Origin of the sequence: Polaromonas eurypsychrophila (assembly GCF_014641715.1) — a bacterium.
GTDB lineage: Bacteria > Pseudomonadota > Gammaproteobacteria > Burkholderiales > Burkholderiaceae_C > Polaromonas > Polaromonas eurypsychrophila.
The window spans coordinates 167,895-185,742 of the sequence record NZ_BMIG01000004.1 but is presented as its reverse complement, the minus strand read 5'-3'; the positions used below and the strand labels follow the sequence as shown (position 1 = coordinate 185,742).

The window sequence follows — 17,848 nt, the reverse complement described above, 5'->3', positions numbered from 1 at the left end:
TTCATGACACGATGTAAGCGCCCGCCCCCGTTGACAGCAGCTTGCCGTCTGCACCGTAAAACTCCATGCGCGTACTGGCCACGCGGGAGCCCAGGCGCAGCACGTCAGCGTGCAGTTCAAAATGGTCGCTGATTCCGGGGCGCAGGTAGTCCACCCGCAAATCAATGGTGCCGAGCTTGCTGAAACGCTGCAGGCGCTGCATCGGCGACTCGTCCATGTGGCGCGCGCCGATGGCGGCCATCACCGCCAGCCCACCCATGGCGTCCAGTCCGGCACTGATCACGCCGCCGTGGATGCGGTTGTGCGCATAGTGGCCGACCAATTGATCTGTCATCGTGATGCGCGCAGTAACGCGCTCCGGCGTCAGCAGGGTGATTTTCAGGCCCAGCACGCGGTTGAACACGATTTTTTCTTCAAACAGCGTTTTTAGACCGGCAATAAATTCGGGTTCAAACTCGACGGTGGCGGCGGCCGGAATGGTGATTTTGCTCATAGGCCCAATTGTCGTGCAGCGAGGTCTTTCATGATCTCTTCGGCGCCACCGCCAATCATCATGACCTTGACCTCGCGATAAATGCGTTCACTCCTGGTGCCGCGCATGAAACCCATGCCGCCGAGGATTTGCACCGCCTGGTCAGCGCAGAACTGCATGGTCTGCGTCGCGTGGTTCTTCAGCATGCAGACGTGGGCCACCCAGTCGGGACCCTGGTCGCCGGCATCAGCACGATCAACCACCGCTTCGACCCAGGCCTGGGTGGAGGCAAGGCGCATCTGCATGTCCACCAGCTTGTGGCGGATCACCTGCTTGTCCACCAGCGTGCCGCCGAAGGCCTTGCGCTGGCGCGCCCAGTCCAGCGCCTCGTCGTAACAGGCCTGCGCAAAACCCAGCGCGGCGGCGGACATCGCCATCCGTTCGCCGTTGAAGTTGCTCATGATGATTTTGAAGCCACCGCCCTCCTCCCCCAGCAAATGGCCGGAAGGCACACGTACACCGTCAAAGCGCAGATGCGCGGTGTCGGAGCACCACCAGCCCATTTTCTGCAGCGCTGTGCGGGACAGGCCGGGGCTGTCGCCGGGAACCAGCATCATGGAAATGCCACCGGCACCTTTGCCCTCACCGGTGCGCACGGCCACCGTGATGAAGTCGGCCCGCATGCCCGAGGTGATGAAGACCTTTTCGCCGTCGATCACATAGTCGTCGCCATCACGCCGCGCCGTCGTGCGCAGCGCCGCCACGTCGGAGCCGCCACCGGGCTCGGTAATCGCCAGCGCTGCAATTTTTTCGCCGCGCAGCACCGCCGGAATCACCGCCTGCTGCAAGGCCGTCGATCCGTGAGCCAGCACCGGCGGCAGGCCGATATTGTGCGAGAACAGGCTGGCTAGCACACCACCGCTGCCGCCATAACGGCACAGCGCCAGCGTCATCGCATTGCGCATCCGCCACGATGCAGGCGTACCCCCCAGCGCCTCGGGGTAGCCCAGAGCCAGCAGGCCCAGGTCAGCCGCCTGGCGGTACAAGGCTCGCGGAAATTCGCCGGCATCGTCCCACTGCGTGACATGCGGTGCAATCTCACGCTGCGCAAACCGTTTGACGGATTCACTGATATCAGCCAGGGCCTCCAGATCAAAGGGCGGCGGCTTCATGCTTCAAACCTCAGCAGGACCTGGCCGGTCGCGGTCTGCTGGCCAGGCGCCACCTCCACCGCCGCGACAACAGCATCACGCGTGGCGCACACCGCATGTTCCAGCTTCATCGATTCGATCACCAGCAAGGTGTCGCCACGCTGGACGGTCGCTCCTGCCGCGACCTTGACGACCAACAGCTTGCCATTGAACGGCGCCCGCAGCTCCATCGCGCGGCTGGCCGATGCCGCCCCGGCAGCGGGCTCGAAACTCGCGTCCATGAGCCAGACATCCGTGGCGCCCACCTGAACATGCCAGCGGCCATCGGTCGCGCGGCAAGCCCGCACCGTGCTGCCCCGGCCATCGACCGTGACAAACATCCGGCCGTCACCGGTGCGCGTGCAGGTGGCCGTGTGTTGCTGCGCACCGCACGCAACTTCCAGCCCCCCTGCGCCGGTTTCGGTCACGGTGATCTCCAACACCTGCTCGCCATGTAACAGACGCAGCGCTTTGCCGAAGGGACAAGGCAAGCACCGCGCAGCACCGGGTCCGTTGCCGAAGTGCACGCCAAGCGCCGCAGGCAACAAGACCTCCGCCTGTTGCGCCTGCAGGGTCTGCCGAATCGCATCGCCGTGCTCTGTCAGAAACGGAATCAGCGCCTGGCCGGCCTTAAACACCGGGTGCGCCAGACAAGCTGCAAGAAAAGCGCGGTTGGTCGGCAAACCCAGCACCTGCGTTCCCGCCAGAGCGGCAATCATCTTCTCAATCGTTCCGCTACGGCTGGCGCCGTGAACAATGAGTTTGCCGAGCATGGAGTCATAGTACGGCGCGACCTCGCCGCCGGACTGCAGCGCGTGATCAAAACGCGCGTGTGCAGGCTCGACGAAATGATGCACTCGTCCCGCGTGTGGCGAAAAATTATCGTCTTCGGCGCACAGCCTGACTTCAATGGCATGGCCGTTAAGCGTTACCTGCTCCTGGCGCAGCGGCAAGGACTCTCCCTGCGCGATGCGAAGTTGCCACTCGACCAGATCCAGCCCCGTCAACGCCTCGGTGACCGGATGTTCCACTTGCAGGCGCGTGTTCATTTCCATCAAATAAAATTGAGCCCCCACGCTTGTCGCTTCGCGTACCTCCGGCGTTGCGCTGCCCCTTGCACGAGAAAGAGGGGCGCTGCGCCTGCGGCCCGGCAAAGCGGGTTCCGCGGCCCTGGCTGGTGGAGAGGGAGCCTCCACCAAGAACTCCACCGTTCCAGCGCCCACATAACCCGCCGCCAGCGCCAGTTCGACCGCACATCGCCCCATCTGTTCGCGCAAGGCCGCATCCACTGCCGGGCTGGGCGACTCTTCAATCAGCTTTTGATGACGCCGCTGAACCGAGCAATCACGCTCACCGAGATGAATGCAATGACCCAGCGTATCGGCAAACACCTGCACCTCGACATGGCGCGGATTGACCAGCGCGCGTTCGAGCAGCAACTCGCCGTTGCCGAAAGACGACAAGGCTTCGGAACGGGCACTGTCCAACGCGGCCAGCAATCCGGAGGCCTGGCTCACGAGGCGCATGCCGCGCCCGCCACCGCCGGCCGTAGCCTTTACCATGAGCGGGTAGCCCACTTTCACGGCCTCGGCCACCAGCCGGTCATTCGACTGATCGATTCCCTGGTAGCCCGGCAGGCAGGGCACGTTTTTCGCCAGCGCGAGCTGCTTGGCAGCAGCCTTGTTGCCGAGCGCACGTATCGCAGCCGGTGGCGGCCCGACCCAGGTCAGACCGGCATCGAGCACGGCCTGCGCAAAGTCTGCGTTTTCGCTCAGAAAGCCATACCCCGGATGTACCGCGTCGGCACCGCTGGCTTGGGCGGCGGCCAGCAATTTGTCGATGCGCAGATAGGTATCCGCCGACGCATTGCCCACCAGCGCCACCGCGCTGCAGGCTTCACGCACATGCAAGGCCTGAGCGTCAGCATCGGAATACACCGCAACCGTGGCGATGCCCATGCGATTCGCAGTGCGCATGATGCGGCGGGCGATCTCGCCCCGGTTGGCAACCAGGAGTCGGCGAATGATCGTGGTGCTCATGCTGCCCACCCGGGCTTGCGTTTGCCGGCAAACGCTGACAGCCCTTCGGCCGCCTCGGGGCTGCGCAAATTTGCTACAAATTTAATAGCTGCTTTCGCAGACAGGTCATGGGCTGCAGCCGTATTTAGCATACAAAGCAAGGCCTTGGTATGGGCCACGGCACCTGGCGCAGCGCGGCGCAGGATGCCGATGCGCTGCGCCACCGCGGCCTGAAGATCAGCGACAACCTCATCGGCAAGACCCAGCGCCAACGCCTGGTCTGCAGAGAGTTTTTCGCCGGTCAGCAGCAGCCGGCGTGCCGCGCGGTCACCGAGCCGGCGATGAACAAAGGCTGCGATCTGCGCCGGCACCACACCCAGGGTGACTTCAGGCGCCGCAAACACCGCCGTTGGTGCGGCCAGCACAAAGTCAGCACAACACACCAGGCCCAGGCCGCCACCCATGGCCGGGCCGTCAACGGCCACCAGCAGCATTTTCGGCAAGGCGCACAAAGCTTCAAGCAGCGCACCGAAACCGGCATTCATCGCGATCAGCGGGTCGGCCTGACCGACGGGCAAGGCCTGACCTATCGATGCTGTAAAACCACCGAGGCTGCCGCCGGCGCAAAACGCAGAACCGCTGCCCTGCAGCACCACAAACCGCAAGCCAGGGTCGGCAGCAGCACGCTCGCAGGCATGGCGCAACGCAGCTACCAGCTCGTCCGTCAAGGCATTGCGTGTGGCCGGGTCGCTGAGCGTCCAGGACTCGACCTCGCCGGTGCGGTTGATCAGCAGCTTGCCGGTCAGGGTGCCGTCCATCAGGCTGCGGGTTTCCGGGTTTTCGACAAACCCATGGTTTTGGCGATGATGCCCATCATGACCTCGTCGGCGCCACCGCCTATGGACGCCAGCCGGCCGTCGCGGAACATGCGCGCCACCTTGTTTTCCCAGGTGTAACCCATGCCACCCCAGAACTGCAGACAGGTGTCGGGCACCAGGCGATTCAATCGCCCGGCCTTGAGTTTGGCCATGGAGGCCAGCTCGGTCACGTCCTGGCCCTGCACGTACAGTTCACAGGCGCGGTAGGTCATGGCGCGCAGGCCCTCGACCTCGGTTTTCATCTCGGCCAGCTTGAACTGCACCCACTGCTGGTCGGCCAGCGTGGCGCCGAAAAGCTTGCGCTCGTGCGCCCACTCCACTGTCCAGTTGATGCAATTGGTCAGCGACTGGATGCAACTGGCCGCGCACCAGAGCCGCTCTTCCTGGAACTGCATCATCTGGTACATGAAGCCCGAGCCTTCGGCGCCTATCAGGTAGCGCTGTGGCACGCGCACCTCGTCAAAATAAATCAGGCCGGTGTCGCTGGCGTTCATGCCAATTTTTTTGATCTTTTTGCCGACCTCTATGCCCTTGCGCAGCGTGCCGCCTTCGCGCATGGGCACCATGACCAGGCTTTTGTTCTTGTGCTGGGGTCCGTCGCCGGTGTTGACCAGCATGCACATCCAATCAGCCTGCAGACTGTTGGTGATCCACATCTTCTGGCCGCTGATGATGTAGTCGTCGCCATCCTTGCGCGCATGGCTTTTGATGGACGCCACGTCACTGCCGGCACCGGGCTCGCTGACACCTATGCAGCCCACGGTATCGCCGGCAATCGCCGGCGCCAGGAACTCGCGTTTGAGCTCCTCGCTGCCGAAACGCGCCAGCGCCGGCGTGCACATGTCGGTCTGCACCCCGATCGCCATCGGCACGCCGCCGCAGTCGATGTGACCCAGCGCCTCAGCCATGGCCACACCATAGGAATAGTCCAGACCCGCGCCGCCGTATTCCTCGGGCTTGGTCAGGCCCAGCAGGCCCAGATTGCCGAGTTTCTTGAAAACTTCATGCGCGGGAAAGATTTCAGCCGCTTCCCACTCGTCCACATGCGGGTTGATTTCGGCGTCTATGAAACGCTTGAGGGTTTTCTGGATTTCGAGGTGTTCGTGGGTGTATTGCATGTTTGTCTCCTTGTATGGCTTGTCATCCCGGATCTGATCCGGGGTCCATGACGGTGCGCCCGCATGGATTGCGGGTCGAACCCGCAATGACAAGCAGTTTTTCACATTCGCGCAACTCCAAACTGCATGGGCCTGAGCTGCCGCTCCTCGGCCTCGGCACACATGGCCAGACATTGCGCGAGCACCGCGCGGGTATCGCGCGGGTCGATCACGCCGTCGTCGAGCAGCAGGCCCGAGGTGTAAAACGCGTCAGCCTGGGCCTCGAACAGGGCCACGATCTTGTCGAACTGCGCCTGTGACTGCGCCGCGTCAACGGCGATGCCCTTGCGCGCCATGGCCGCCTCGGTGACGATCTGCATGGTGCGCGCTGCCTGCTCGCCGCCCATGACTGCAGTCCTGGCGTTGGGCCAGCTGAACAAAAAACGCGGCGCATAACCGCGCCCGCACATGCCGTAGTTGCCCGCGCCAAACGAGGCGCCGCACTGGATGGTGATCTGCGGCACCGTGGCGCTGGCCACGGCCTGGATCATCTTGGCGCCGTGTTTGATCATGCCGGCCTGCTCGCTGTCCTTGCCGACCATGTAGCCGGTGGTGTTCTGCAGGTAGACAATGGGCTGGCCCAACTGGCACATCATCTGGATGAAATGTGTGGCCTTGTTGGCACCGGCCACATCAATCGGGCCGTTGTTGCTGATGATGCCGACCGCATGGCCGTTGATGGACGCCTGCACACAGACCGTGGCCGCGCCGTACAGCGCCTTGAAGGGCAGGAAGTCCGAGCCATCCACCAGACGCGCGATCACCTCGTGCATGTCCACCGGCTGGCGCAGGTCGGCGCTCATCAGCCCGAGCAGATCATCGGCCGGGTAGAGCGGTTCCCGCTCCTTAAATGCTCCTGAATTGATAGCTGCTTGCACCCGTTTGGTATGGGCTGGAGGGCGATTTAACCATGAAGTGCGGGCCACTACCTCGCGCGCCAGCCCCAGCGCGTGACGATCGTCTTCAGCCAACTGCTCGCCGAGGCCGGAAATACTGGCGTGCATCTCGGCACCGCCCAGCTCTTCCTCGGTAGCCACTTCGCCGGTCGCCGCCATCAGCAGCGGCGGGCCGGCGAGGAAGGCGCGCGAACGGCCACGCACCATGATCACCACATCGGACAGGCCCGGCATGTAGGCGCCCCCAGCCGTACCCGAGCCGTGCTGCACCGTGATGACCGGAATACCTGCCGCCGACAGCCGCGCCAGGTTGCGAAACAGCGCGCCGCCGTGGACAAAACCCTCGACGCGGTAACGCATCAGGTTGGCGCCCGCGCTTTCGACCAGGTGAATAAAAGGCAGCTTGTTATGCAGCGCGATCTCCTGCACGCGCAATATCTTGTCCAGCCCCATGGCCTGGATGGCACCGGCCTCGATGCCCGAATCACTGGCGACGATCATGCAGCGCACACCTTCTACAAAGCCAATGCCTGCAACGACGCCGCCCCCTGGAACCGACAGGGCAGCATCCTTGTGATCCTGCATAAAACCCGCGAGCGAACACAAAGGCAGGTAAGGTGTACCGGGGTCCAGCAGCAGCGCCACCCGCTCACGCGGCAGCAACTGGCCGCGCTTGTCGAACACCGGTTTTGACTTCGCAGAGGCCTGCGCCGCGCGGTCTTCCAGCGCACGCAGTGCGGCGATGCGCGCCAGCATGGCCTCATTACGCTGCAGGGCCGTGCTGCCCTCCGCGTTCCACGCCGACTGGAAAATCGTCATTTCTGAAAAACCTTCGGCGTCGTGGCGAGGTGAAAGCCGTCGAACGGTTTGACGGCTTCACGTTGCTGCGCATCGGCGTCGGGCAGGCGCATCGGCCAGCCCATGCGCACCTGCGGCCGCGCGCCATCCACGCGCAGTATGCTGCCGCTGATGAAGCTGGCGGCCGGGCTGAGCAAAAACACCACCGCCGCCGAGGTTTCCGCCTCGGTGCCGAAGCGGCCCAGCGGCACGGTGTTGCGCATCTCGCGCAGCATGGCGCCGGCTTCGGGCGGGTAGTGGTCCATGCCGCTGGACGCGATGTAGCCCGGCGCCACCGCGTTGATACGCACCCCGCTGTGCGCCCACTCGGCCGCTGCGGTTTCGGTGAAGCTGACCATACCGGCCCGCGCCGCGCCGCTGTGGCCCATGGACGGCATCGAGCCCCAGATGTCGGCCACGATGTTGACGATGGCGCCGCCGTGGGCAGCCATGGACTGCAGGTAACACTCGCGCGCCATTAAAAAGCCGCCGGTCAGGTTGGTGTTGATCACCGCCTCCCAGCCCTTGGCCGTGATGCTTTCCAGCGAAGCGATGTACTGGCCGCCCGCGTTGTTGACCAGCCCGTCAATGCGGCCATGCGCCAGCAAGATGGCGGTCACCGTCGCCTGCACTGCAGCTTCCTGCCGGATGTCGCAGGAGTGAACGCTGGCACGGCCACCGGTCGCAACAATTTCCCCGGCCACGTCATGCAGTTTGTCGATCTTGCGGCCAATCAGCACCACATGGCCGCCGAGTGCAGCCAGCTCATGCGCGGTGCAGCGGCCAATGCCGGAACCGCCGCCAGTAACCACCACCACCTTGCCGGCAAACAGGCCGGCACTGAACACGGAGCGATAACTCATGGTCGGCGTCTCCCTGGTGCGGCGGCCTGCGCTTCGCCGATGAACAACGCCAACGCCGCATCGGCCAGTTCATCGAGCGACGCGCCTTTTTTGGCGTCAAACCATTGCACCGACCAGTTCAGCGCACCGAACATCAGCAGGCGCGCCAGCTTGACCGGGCAGCGCAGCCGCCCCTGCTGGTGCAGCGCCTGCAGCACCGGCTCCCAGCCCGCTTCATAGTCACTTTGCAGTTTGGCCAGCAGGCTGCGCTGCTTGGCCGTGATGGAACGCGATTCGTACAGCATCACCGGAATGAAGTCGCTGCCCGGCCCCAGCAAAACGTCGAAGTGATTGCGCACCAGCACCCGCAGCAGGGCCGCAGCGTCCGGCACAGCATGCGCAGCGAGTTGCAGCGCCTCGGTCTGCCGCGCGATGGCTGAGCGCATGCCTTCGGCCATCACCGCATGCAGCAGCGCGCCCTTGCTCTTGAAGTGGTAAAACGGCGAGCCGCTGTGCATGCCAACGGCGGTCGCAATGTCCCGCGTGCTGGTGCCATCAAAACCCTTGCGCCGGAACAGCCGCGCCGCCGCATGGACCAACTCTACGCGGCGGTTGCCGTCGTCGCGCTCGGCCACGGTCTTGCGCGGGCGACCGCGCGGGCGCTTGTCGGGCTGCGCCACTGCCACTTCAGAGGCAACGGGCGGGCCCACCGCCGAGCGCTTGCGCGCATGAGATATGTCCATGGAAATCGACAATACCAAAAGTCGATATTTTTAGCAAGCAGTTGCTTTGTATAAATACAAACCCCCGCGCAAGTTGGTGATCCGGGGGCCGCTGGGCAGGGCTGTTCGGGCCTCCTGATTGAAGAACGCTATTGAATTAGTAGCTGATGACGCACGTTGCTTATGGGCCGGAAGCCGATCTCTCAGTCAAAGTGTGGAGAAATCGGGTTTGCGCTTTGCCATGAAGGCCCCGAAAGCTTCGCGGGCTGCAGGCTCCTTGAGCATTCGGCCAAAGCTGACGCCCTCTTCAGCCATGCGCTCGGCAACAACACTGGCCTGGCCTTTTTTCATCAGGCGTTTGGTTTCCACCAGCGAACTCAATGGTTTGGCCGCGAGTTTTTGTGCCTGGCGCTGCGCCAGGGCGTTGGCCTCGGCCGGCGGAACAATGCGATTGACCAGACCCATCTCCAGCGCGGTCTCGGCCATGAAGGGCTCGCCCAGCAGCAAAGCCTCGGCCGCCCGGGCGTATCCCATCAACTGGGGTGCCAGAAAACTCGACGCCGCTTCAGGGCACAAGCCCAGGTTCACAAAAGGCATGGAAAAAGCCGCGTTGTCGCCGGCATACACCAGGTCGCAGTGCAACAACATGGTGGTTCCGATGCCGACAGCCGGACCACACACCGACGCGACCACCGGTTTCGGGAAGGTGCTGATGCCGCGCAGGAAGCGAAAGACCGGCGACTCGTGGGTGGCTGGCGGGCCATTGAGAAAATCACCGATGTCGTTGCCCGCTGAAAAAATGCTTTCGTGGCCCTGGATCACCACCGCCCGCACCGCAGGGTCGGCAGCGGCGGCGTCCAGCGCGTCGGCCATGGCCGCGTACATGGCTGCGGTGATGGAGTTTTTCTTGTCCACCCGGTTCAGGGTGAGGGTCATCACGCCGGCGTCAAGGCTGAAAAGGATGTCTTTGAAATCGCTCATGGTGGTTCCTGAAGTGTTTTGATGGGGTGGTTTGCCGAGTCGCGGGATCAGGCGGCAAGCGCCTCGCGCACAAAGTCAAGCCGGTCCTGGCCCCAGTACATTGTCCCGTCGATAAAAAATGTCGGGGCACCAAACACGCCGCGTTCCACCGCCTCCTGCGTGATGGCTTTGAGTTTGTCCTTGACCGTTTGCTCCGCAGCCAGCGCCAGCATGGCGGACGGGTTGAAGCCCGCGGCCGCCAGCACTTCACCGACCACCGCCGGATCGTTCATGTTTTTCTGGTCGACCCAGATCGCGCGATAGGCTGCGTCGACGTAGTCGGCGAAACGCAGTGGCTCACGCGACTGCAGACCGGTCGCAGCACGCATCAGCATCAGCGTGTTGATGGGGAAATGCGGGTTGTTGTGGAAAGGCACGCTATAACGATCGGCGAAGCGCGCCAGATCGTCCATCATGTATTTGCCTTTGGCCGGCACGGTTGTCGGCGAATGGTTGCCAGTGGCCTGGAACACACCGCCGAGCAACATCGGCTTGTAGTCGATAGTGGCACCCGCCTCGCGGCAGACATGGGGCAGTTGCTTCCAGGCGATGTAGGCGGCCGGGCTGCCCACGTCAAAAAAGAATTCCACGGTTTTTGGCATCTCAGAATTTCTCCATGTAGGGGCGCAGGTCCAGCTCGTGGGTCCAAGCATCGCGCGGCTGACTATGCAACATCCAGTAGCTATCGGCGATGTGGTCGGGATTCACAATGCCGTCCTGGTCTTTCATGGCGTAACGCTCGGGGAAATTGTCGCGGATAAAAGCCGTGTCAATGGCACCATCGACCACCACATGCGCCACATGGATGCCGCGCGGCCCCAACTCGCGCGCCATGCTTTGCGCCAGCGCGCGCAAGGCATGTTTGGCACCCGCGAACGCCGCAAAATTGGCACCGCCACGCAGTGAGGCGGTGGCGCCGGTAAAGATGATGGTTCCCTTGTGGCCGTCGCCGGTCCGCGCGACCATGCGTTTGGCGACTTCGCGCCCGTTCAGAAAACCGCCGAAGCAGGCCATCTCCCAAACCTTGAAATACTTGCGCGCAGTCTCGTCAAGAATGCTGCTGGGCGCGTTGGCGCCTATGTTGAAGACCAGCACCGCGATGGGCCCCAGCGTGCTTTCGATTTGCTCGACAAGCGCAACAACTTCTTCCTCTTTTCGTGCGTCGGAGGCGAAGCCATGCGCCGTGCCGCCCTCGGCGCGTATCTGTTCCAGCAGGGGCTGCAGCTTGTCGAGGCTGCGCCGCGTCACGCAGGCGGTGTAACCCTCACGCGCGAAGCGCCGTGCAATGGCGCCGCCGGTGGCATCGCCTGCGCCAATCACCAAAACTACTTTATTCATGACGACCTGAAGCGACAAGCGTACGTGCCGCGGGAACGACCCCGCCAGTCCCAAACCAGCCGGGGCCGCGGAACCGGCTCTGCCGGGCCGCAGGCGCAGCGGCCCCCTCGGGGGGCAGCGTGCTACGCGAAGCGAGAAGCGTGGAGGCCATATTTATTCCTTGTAATAAACCACTTGATGGGTGGTCACCAGCAGCTCACCGGCCTCATTCCACAACTGCGCCGTCTGGTCGAAATAACCGTTGCGAAAGGCCTGGGCCTGGGTTTGACCCAGCAAGTAGCCGCTGCCGGTGGACTGCAACAGCGAGGCATCGGCGTGGTAATACACCGTCATCGACACCGTGCCTATGGGCACCAGCAAGGGGCGACGCCGCCAGATCCGAGGAAAGAACACATCCGACAAACCGGTGAGCGAGGCGAAATCCAGCGGGCGCGGTGGGTCGTCGCGCAGCCACAGGCGCGTTCGGCTAGCGCCCTGGTCGGCGCCGTTCCATTCGGCAGGAATCGCGCCTTCGGCAAAACGCATCTCATAACGCTTGACCCATTCGACTCGCGCCGGGCCAGTGGCACGCAATACATCGGCCGGCACAGGAACTTCCGGCATCGTGTTTTCGTCGGCACCCCAGGTCTCGCGCCGCAAGCCGAAAAAGGCGGTGCCAGTCAGCACCGTCTCACCGCTTTGCTGCATCTCGATGACCCAGTGCTGTGTGGAGCGGTTGGTGCGTGCAGGGCGTGCGCTCACGGTGAACGGTCCGTCGGCCAGTGCCGCAGCGAAGTTGACAGTCAGTGAGATTGGATCGCCCAGGCGCTGCGGATGCTGCAGCACGGCGTTTAAGGCCTGTGCTGCCGTGATGCCGCCGAAGGGCCCGACCATGTTGGCATAGGCCGCGCTGGTACGGCCGAGAAATGTGCCGTCAACCTGCACCTGCAAGGCAACTGCGGCATCAAAAGGGTGAGAATTCATGGCTCGAGTATGCCGCCCTTGAAGGGCTCAGGCAGTCGTGCCGGCGACGCCGCCAGCCGGCTGCGCTGAACCCATGCGCTCCAGGGTCTGGACCAGCCGCGACCACAGGGAGTCGCTGAACTGCTGACGAAAAAAGCCGAAGTGCCCGATACGTTTGACACCCAGATCGGCCGGGGTGATACGTTCAAAACTGTGCGGTGAACCGGTGTAGAGCTTGATCAGGTTTTGCGTGCCGCGCCAGGTCATCAGTTCGTCGTCGGTGATGGACAGCGCCAGCACCGGAAAGTTTGCCCGGGCGTAACTCAGGCGCGCGCTTTCTCCTTCGGCACCTACGCTGTACTGCGGGTTAAGACACCACTTGCGCCACTGCAGCATCACGCCGGCTGGCAGGTCGCCAACTTTTTTCAATTTGCGTCCCGGAAAATAACCGTACAGCCGCGTGGCCAGCGGCACCAGCACGTACCAGAAGTACAGCACCATGCGTTTGAGCTGCGGCGCATTGTCGCGCCAATAACCGCTGCCAGCGGCAATGCTGATCAGCCCATCGACCTTGCCCTGGTTGTTCAGCAAGCCCGGCAGTTGCGCGCCCAGGCTGTGGCCCAGCAAATACAAGGGCACCTGAGGCAGCGCGGACTTGGCGCTGTCGATGACGGCTTCGTAGTCACTGGCCCAGTCGAAAAGGTCCGCCTTGAAGCCACGCAAGCTGCCACCCGGCGTGTCGGGCAGTGACTCGCCGGAGCCACGATAGTCAAAAGTCGTGACCCGGAAACCCTGGCCCGACAGCCACTCGGCAAACGGCGCGTAATAGTCCTGCCGCACCCCCATCGCCCCTCCGATAACAACGCTGGCGCGCGCCGGTGCTGGCGTGTCGTACACCCGCAAGGCCAGTTGGGAAGTGCCAGATTCAAGAACCTGCTGTTGCATGACTGTCTCCAAAAAAGAACTACAACGCCCGCAAGGCGTAGCGAGCGGGATGCAGTGCGAGGCGCGGGTGCCCGAGGAAAACCGGAGCGACCTTCAGGGTCGTGAGGATTTTCCTGGGGCTGCAACGACGCAATGCGCCCGCGCAGTAGCCGTCAAACTCTCTCGAAGATGCTGGCGGCGCCTTGCCCCATCCCCACACACATCGTCACCATCCCGTACTTGAGCTGATGCCGGTGCAAGGCATGGATCACGGTCGCGGCACGGATGGCGCCGGTAGCACCCAGCGGATGGCCCAGCGCAATTGCGCCACCCATCGGATTCACTTTCGCGGCATTCAAACCCAGCGTGTTGATCACTGCCAGCGACTGCGCGGCAAAAGCCTCGTTCAATTCATACCAGTCGATGTCGTCCTGTTGCAGGCCGGCGTACCGCAGTGCAGCCGGGATCGCCTCGATCGGGCCTATGCCCATAATGTGTGGTGGCACGCCCTTGGCCGCGTAGCTGACAAATCGTGCGAGTGGCTTCAGGCCATGCTCCTTGACAGCTTTTTCGCTGGCCAGGATCAGGGCGCCGGCGCCGTCCGAAGTTTGCGAGCTGTTACCGGCCGTGACCGAGCCGCGCGCGGCAAACACCGTCTTGAGTTTGGCCAGGCCTTCCAGCGAGGTGTCTGGGCGCGGGCCTTCATCGAGGCTGACAGTACGGGTTGTGGCAATAACTTCGCCACTGTCCAGATCGGGCGAGCGGTCGGTCACTTCGACCGGCGTGATCTCGGCCGTGAACTCGCCGTCCTTCTGCGCCTTCATCGCCTTCTGGTGCGACTCCAGCGCAAACTGGTCCTGCGCGTCGCGCGAGACTTTCCACTGCTGCGCCACTTTTTCGGCGGTCAGGCCCATGCCGTAGGCAATGCCGATGTTTTCGTCGTTGCCGAACATGGCCGGCGACAGCGAAGGCGAATTGCCCGACATGGGCACCATGCTCATGCTTTCGGTGCCGGCGGCAATCATCACATCGGCCTCGCCGACACGGATGCGGTCGGCCGCCATCTGGATGGCGGAGAGGCCGGAGGCGCAGAAGCGGTTGACCGTGATGCCACCCACGCTGGTCGGCAGCCCCGCCAGCACCGCGCCTATGCGCGCGATATTCAGGCCCTGCGGGCCCTCAGGAATCGCGCAGCCGCAGATGATGTCTTCAATCGCTTTCGGGTCCAGCGTGGCTACCTGCGCCAACGCCGCCTGCAGGGCGCGCACCAGCAGGTCGTCGGGACGGGTGTTGCGGAAAAAGCCGCGGTGCGAGCGCCCGATGGGCGTGCGCGTGGCGGCAACGATGTAGGCTTCCTGGACTTGTTTGACCATGATGATTTCCTTGAATTCTTGTTAACTTTTTCGCGGGCCGGAAGGTATCCAGGCCCAGACAAACTCACATTCGACCGGATTCACACCGGCTTCGTCGGTCACGGTGACCGCCACATTGATTTCACCCTTGTCACTGGCCTGCATCAAGTCGCGCTGCACATCACTCAAGGTGGCCACAGCCCGCAGCGCACCGGTGGCGCGCTTTTTGAACGCCATCTTCAACTCCTTGGCGAGCGGTGTGCAGTCATCCCGCACATTCATGCCGACCACCATGCCAGTGGCAGTTTCTGCCAGCAGGTTCATCGCCGAGGCATGGACACCACCGATGTGGTTCTGCACCTTCTTCTCGTTTTTGAGGCCGATTTCGACCCGGCGGGTCGTCATCTCCAGAAAATCCAGCCCCGCGGTGCCGGTAAACGGCACGGCGCGGTGCATCACCACACCTCGGAAAAAAGTGCGCGCAAAGACCGGCAGGTCCGACAGCCGATTGAGCTGGCGTTCAAGGCGATTGGGGGAATGGTCGGTGGTCATAGCGATAGGATCGTGATTGAGAAAGCGTAGCGGGGAGCCTTGAGGCTAGGCGCGGGCGCCCGAGCACAACCGGAACGTACCTGAGGTACGTGAGGATTGGGCTCGGGCTGCAACGACGCATGATGGCTCCGAAGTAGCTTTATCAATTGCGAACCGGTTTGCCCGTGCTCATCATTCCCATAATTCGCTCCTGCGTTTTCGGGTGTTCGAGCAAGGAGCAGAAAGCCTTGCGCTCCAGCGTCATCAGGTACTCTTCCGTCACCAGTGAACCGGCGTCAACATCACCGCCGCAAACCACGTTGGCGATCAGGCTGGCAATGTGGAAGTCGTGCGCGCTGATAAAACCACCGTCCCGCATGTTGACGAGTTGTCCCTTGATCGTCGCCAGGCCGCTGCGGCCCACCACCGGAAAGGGCCGCTTGTGCGGTGCGCGGTAACCGGAGGTAAACAGAGCGCGCGCTTCGTTAAGCGCCACGTACAGCAACTCATCCTTGTTCGGAACGATGATGTCGCTGTCGAGCAGATAACCGATCTTACGGCTTTCGATCGCGCTGGTGCCGACCCTGGCCATGGCCGCAGCGGTGAAACCTTCGGTCAGGAAGGGCAACACGTCCTTGTTGGTGGACATCGCGGCATTCTCGGCAGCGCGGCGCGCGATATAGGTCAGGCCACCGGCGCCGGGCACCAGGCCCACACCGACTTCGACCAGGCCGATATAACTTTCCATGGCCGCCACACGTTTGGCCGAGTACACAGCGAGTTCACAACCGCCACCGAGGGCCAGGCCACGCACAGCAGAAACCACAGGCACAGCCGCATAACGCAGCTTGAGCATGACGTTTTGCATCTCGGCCTCGGCGCCTTCCACGGCCGACACGCCAGCCATCATGAAGGCCGGCAGCATGGCCTGGAGGTCGGCACCGGCTGAGAACATCTCGTCGTTCGACCAGATCACCAGGCCCTTGTAGCTTTTCTCGGCGATGTCCACCGCCATCGCCAGGCCCTCGACCACGTCGGGCCCAATCGCATGCATCTTGGTCTTGATGCTGGCGATCACCACGTCACCCTGCTCACCGTCCAGCGTCCAGAGGCGAATCGAATCATCTTCGTGTAGCGTAGTTCCGGCTGTGGTGAAGGAAGCAGCGTTGGCACCCAGCACGTCTTCGGGGAAAAACTGGCGCTGGTACACCGGCAGCTCGCGGCGCGCGATGAACTTCTTCGCCGAAGCGCTCCACGAACCTTGCGGCGTGTGCACACCGCCGGCGTCAGCCACCGGACCTTTGAAGACCCAGTCGGGCAAGGGCGCGGAACTGATGGCCTTGCCTGCATCGATATCCTCCTTGATCCAGTTGGCCACCTGCAGCCAGCCGGCTTCCTGCCAGAGCTCGAACGGGCCTTGCTTGGCGCCAAAGCCCCAGCGCATGGCAAAGTCGATGTCGCGTGCGGTTTCGGCAATCGTGGCAAGGTGCACGGCGGCGTAGTGGAACTGGTCGCGCAGGATGGCCCAGAGGAATCGCGGCTCGGCGCCTTCGGCCTCGCGCAGAAGTTTCAGGCGTTCGCCGGCAGGCTTCTTGAGCATGCGGCCGACCACCTCATTGGCCTTGGCGCCGCCGGGCACGTACTCCATGCTTTCGGGGTCCAGTCGCAGGATGTCACGGCCGACTTTTTTGTAAAAACCGGCGCCGGTTTTCTGACCCAGGCTTTTGCTTTCCAGCAGCTTCGCCAGAACAGGCGGCGTGCCGTAGATATCGGAGAAAGGATCTGCCGTTTTGCCAGGGCCAAGGTTGTCCTGCAGCGTCTTGATCACATGGGCCATGGTGTCAAGGCCCACCACGTCGGCGGTGCGGAAGGTGCCAGAGCTGGCGCGGCCCAGCTTCTTGCCGGTCAGATCATCGACCACGTCGTAGCTCAGGCCGAAGTTCTCGGCCTCCTTGATGGTCGCCAGCATGCTGGCGATGCCGACGCGATTGGCCACGAAATTGGGGGTGTCGTGTGCGCGGATCACACCCTTGCCCAGGCCGCTGGTCACAAAAGCTTCGAGATCGTCCAGCACCTTAGGCTCGGTGGTCGGCGTGTTGATCAGCTCGACCAGCGTCATGTACCGCGGCGGGTTGAAGAAGTGGATGCCGCAAAAACGCGGCTTGATGGATGCGGGCAAGGCTTCGCTGAGAGTGGTGATCGACAGGCCCGAGGTATTGCTGGCGACGATGGCGCCTTCACCGATGAAAGGCGCAATCTTGTGGTACAGGTCGGTCTTCCAGTCCATGCGTTCGGCAATCGCCTCGATGATCAGGTCGCACTCTTTCAGAACATCCATGTGCTCCTCGTAATTGGCCTGCTGGATCAGCGCGGCGTCTTCCGGCACGCCGAGCGGCGCGGGCTTGAGCTTTTTCAGGCCCTCGACAGCCCTGGTGACGATGCCGTTTTTCGGGCCTTCTTTCGCTGGAAGGTCGAACAGCACCACCGGAATCTTGAGGTTGACAAGATGGGCGGCAATTTGCGCACCCATCACGCCGGCACCGAGCACAGCGACTTTTTTGACTTGGAAGCGGGACATCTTGTTTCGTTCCTTATTGATTGCTTATCTCGTTTCGCTGCGCATCTTGGATGCTCAGCTTGGCACCCAAGCCAGTGACAGCGTGGATGCGGCTATGCCGGGCCACAGGTGTCGCCCCTGCAAGGGGGGATGCGGCTACACGCAGTGAGGC

At 62.9% G+C, this 17,848-nt stretch carries 16 protein-coding genes; all 16 read right to left on the bottom strand.

The window, feature by feature from the left end; translation table 11 throughout:
• Window position 1: 1 nt before the first annotated feature.
• On the bottom strand, window positions 2-493 hold the full coding sequence (locus IEX16_RS07490) for a thioesterase family protein (RefSeq protein WP_188707728.1): 492 nt from the start codon (window positions 491-493) through the stop codon (window positions 2-4).
• On the bottom strand, window positions 490-1,644 hold the full coding sequence (locus IEX16_RS07485) for an acyl-CoA dehydrogenase family protein (protein ID WP_188707727.1): 1,155 nt from the start codon (window positions 1,642-1,644) through the stop codon (window positions 490-492). The genes IEX16_RS07490 and IEX16_RS07485 overlap by 4 nt, the downstream gene beginning before the upstream one ends.
• Window positions 1,641-3,701, bottom strand: a complete 2,061-nt coding sequence (locus tag IEX16_RS07480; RefSeq protein ID WP_229676238.1) for an acetyl/propionyl/methylcrotonyl-CoA carboxylase subunit alpha — start codon at window positions 3,699-3,701, stop codon at window positions 1,641-1,643. Before IEX16_RS07480 ends, IEX16_RS07485 begins: the two co-directional genes overlap by 4 nt.
• Window positions 3,698-4,498 carry an enoyl-CoA hydratase/isomerase family protein gene (locus tag IEX16_RS07475; RefSeq protein WP_188707726.1) on the bottom strand — a complete coding sequence of 267 codons (801 nt, stop codon included), beginning with the start codon at window positions 4,496-4,498 and terminating at the stop codon, window positions 3,698-3,700. The genes IEX16_RS07480 and IEX16_RS07475 overlap by 4 nt, the downstream gene beginning before the upstream one ends.
• Window positions 4,498-5,676, bottom strand: a complete 1,179-nt coding sequence (locus IEX16_RS07470) for an acyl-CoA dehydrogenase family protein (protein WP_188707725.1) — start codon at window positions 5,674-5,676, stop codon at window positions 4,498-4,500. Before IEX16_RS07470 ends, IEX16_RS07475 begins: the two co-directional genes overlap by 1 nt.
• 101 nt (window positions 5,677-5,777) lie before the next feature.
• Window positions 5,778-7,430, bottom strand: a complete 1,653-nt coding sequence (locus IEX16_RS07465) for an acyl-CoA carboxylase subunit beta (protein WP_188707724.1) — start codon at window positions 7,428-7,430, stop codon at window positions 5,778-5,780.
• The gene (locus IEX16_RS07460; RefSeq protein WP_188707723.1) at window positions 7,427-8,311 is read right to left on the bottom strand and encodes an SDR family oxidoreductase; all 885 of its coding nucleotides are present in this window, start codon (window positions 8,309-8,311) and stop codon (window positions 7,427-7,429) included. Before IEX16_RS07460 ends, IEX16_RS07465 begins: the two co-directional genes overlap by 4 nt.
• Window positions 8,308-9,033 carry a TetR/AcrR family transcriptional regulator gene (locus IEX16_RS07455; RefSeq protein WP_188707722.1) on the bottom strand — a complete coding sequence of 242 codons (726 nt, stop codon included), beginning with the start codon at window positions 9,031-9,033 and terminating at the stop codon, window positions 8,308-8,310. Before IEX16_RS07455 ends, IEX16_RS07460 begins: the two co-directional genes overlap by 4 nt.
• Window positions 9,034-9,219: 186 nt before the next feature.
• Window positions 9,220-9,993 carry an enoyl-CoA hydratase gene (locus tag IEX16_RS07450; protein WP_188707721.1) on the bottom strand — a complete coding sequence of 258 codons (774 nt, stop codon included), beginning with the start codon at window positions 9,991-9,993 and terminating at the stop codon, window positions 9,220-9,222.
• Window positions 9,994-10,040: 47 nt separating this feature from the next.
• Window positions 10,041-10,634: a 2-hydroxychromene-2-carboxylate isomerase gene (locus IEX16_RS07445; RefSeq protein ID WP_188707720.1), complete on the bottom strand. Its 594-nt coding sequence runs from the start codon at window positions 10,632-10,634 to the stop codon at window positions 10,041-10,043.
• A 1-nt stretch (window position 10,635) separates the two neighbouring features.
• A complete protein-coding gene (locus IEX16_RS07440) occupies window positions 10,636-11,370 on the bottom strand; it encodes an SDR family oxidoreductase (protein WP_188707719.1) in 735 nt (244 codons plus the stop codon).
• 153 nt (window positions 11,371-11,523) lie between these two features.
• A complete protein-coding gene (locus IEX16_RS07435; protein WP_188707718.1) occupies window positions 11,524-12,333 on the bottom strand; it encodes an acyl-CoA thioesterase in 810 nt (269 codons plus the stop codon).
• Window positions 12,334-12,360: 27 nt separating this feature from the next.
• Window positions 12,361-13,257, bottom strand: a complete 897-nt coding sequence (locus IEX16_RS07430) for an alpha/beta hydrolase family protein (protein ID WP_188707717.1) — start codon at window positions 13,255-13,257, stop codon at window positions 12,361-12,363.
• 152 nt (window positions 13,258-13,409) lie between these two features.
• The gene (locus IEX16_RS07425; RefSeq protein ID WP_188707716.1) at window positions 13,410-14,609 is read right to left on the bottom strand and encodes an acetyl-CoA C-acyltransferase; all 1,200 of its coding nucleotides are present in this window, start codon (window positions 14,607-14,609) and stop codon (window positions 13,410-13,412) included.
• Between the two features lie 21 nt (window positions 14,610-14,630).
• Window positions 14,631-15,140, bottom strand: coding sequence for a DUF4442 domain-containing protein (locus tag IEX16_RS07420; protein WP_188707715.1), 510 nt, complete (start codon window positions 15,138-15,140; stop codon window positions 14,631-14,633).
• 142 nt (window positions 15,141-15,282) lie between these two features.
• Window positions 15,283-17,697 carry a 3-hydroxyacyl-CoA dehydrogenase/enoyl-CoA hydratase family protein gene (locus IEX16_RS07415; protein ID WP_188707714.1) on the bottom strand — a complete coding sequence of 805 codons (2,415 nt, stop codon included), beginning with the start codon at window positions 17,695-17,697 and terminating at the stop codon, window positions 15,283-15,285.
• Window positions 17,698-17,848: the final 151 nt, after the last annotated feature.

Excerpts from the sequence above, each read along its gene's own strand:
- IEX16_RS07490 (WP_188707728.1), bottom strand. The coding sequence starts at position 493 with ATGAGCAAAATCACCATTCCGGCCGCCGCCACCGTCGAGTTTGAACCC.
- IEX16_RS07485 (WP_188707727.1), bottom strand. The coding sequence starts at position 1,644 with ATGAAGCCGCCGCCCTTTGATCTGGAGGCCCTGGCTGATATCAGTGAA.
- IEX16_RS07480 (WP_229676238.1), bottom strand. The coding sequence starts at position 3,701 with ATGAGCACCACGATCATTCGCCGACTCCTGGTTGCCAACCGGGGCGAG.
- IEX16_RS07475 (WP_188707726.1), bottom strand. The coding sequence starts at position 4,498 with ATGGACGGCACCCTGACCGGCAAGCTGCTGATCAACCGCACCGGCGAG.
- IEX16_RS07470 (WP_188707725.1), bottom strand. The coding sequence starts at position 5,676 with ATGCAATACACCCACGAACACCTCGAAATCCAGAAAACCCTCAAGCGT.
- IEX16_RS07465 (WP_188707724.1), bottom strand. The coding sequence starts at position 7,430 with ATGACGATTTTCCAGTCGGCGTGGAACGCGGAGGGCAGCACGGCCCTG.
- IEX16_RS07460 (WP_188707723.1), bottom strand. The coding sequence starts at position 8,311 with ATGAGTTATCGCTCCGTGTTCAGTGCCGGCCTGTTTGCCGGCAAGGTG.
- IEX16_RS07455 (WP_188707722.1), bottom strand. The coding sequence starts at position 9,033 with ATGGACATATCTCATGCGCGCAAGCGCTCGGCGGTGGGCCCGCCCGTT.
- IEX16_RS07450 (WP_188707721.1), bottom strand. The coding sequence starts at position 9,993 with ATGAGCGATTTCAAAGACATCCTTTTCAGCCTTGACGCCGGCGTGATG.
- IEX16_RS07445 (WP_188707720.1), bottom strand. The coding sequence starts at position 10,634 with ATGCCAAAAACCGTGGAATTCTTTTTTGACGTGGGCAGCCCGGCCGCC.
- IEX16_RS07440 (WP_188707719.1), bottom strand. The coding sequence starts at position 11,370 with ATGAATAAAGTAGTTTTGGTGATTGGCGCAGGCGATGCCACCGGCGGC.
- IEX16_RS07435 (WP_188707718.1), bottom strand. The coding sequence starts at position 12,333 with ATGAATTCTCACCCTTTTGATGCCGCAGTTGCCTTGCAGGTGCAGGTT.
- IEX16_RS07430 (WP_188707717.1), bottom strand. The coding sequence starts at position 13,257 with ATGCAACAGCAGGTTCTTGAATCTGGCACTTCCCAACTGGCCTTGCGG.
- IEX16_RS07425 (WP_188707716.1), bottom strand. The coding sequence starts at position 14,609 with ATGGTCAAACAAGTCCAGGAAGCCTACATCGTTGCCGCCACGCGCACG.
- IEX16_RS07420 (WP_188707715.1), bottom strand. The coding sequence starts at position 15,140 with ATGACCACCGACCATTCCCCCAATCGCCTTGAACGCCAGCTCAATCGG.
- IEX16_RS07415 (WP_188707714.1), bottom strand. The coding sequence starts at position 17,697 with ATGTCCCGCTTCCAAGTCAAAAAAGTCGCTGTGCTCGGTGCCGGCGTG.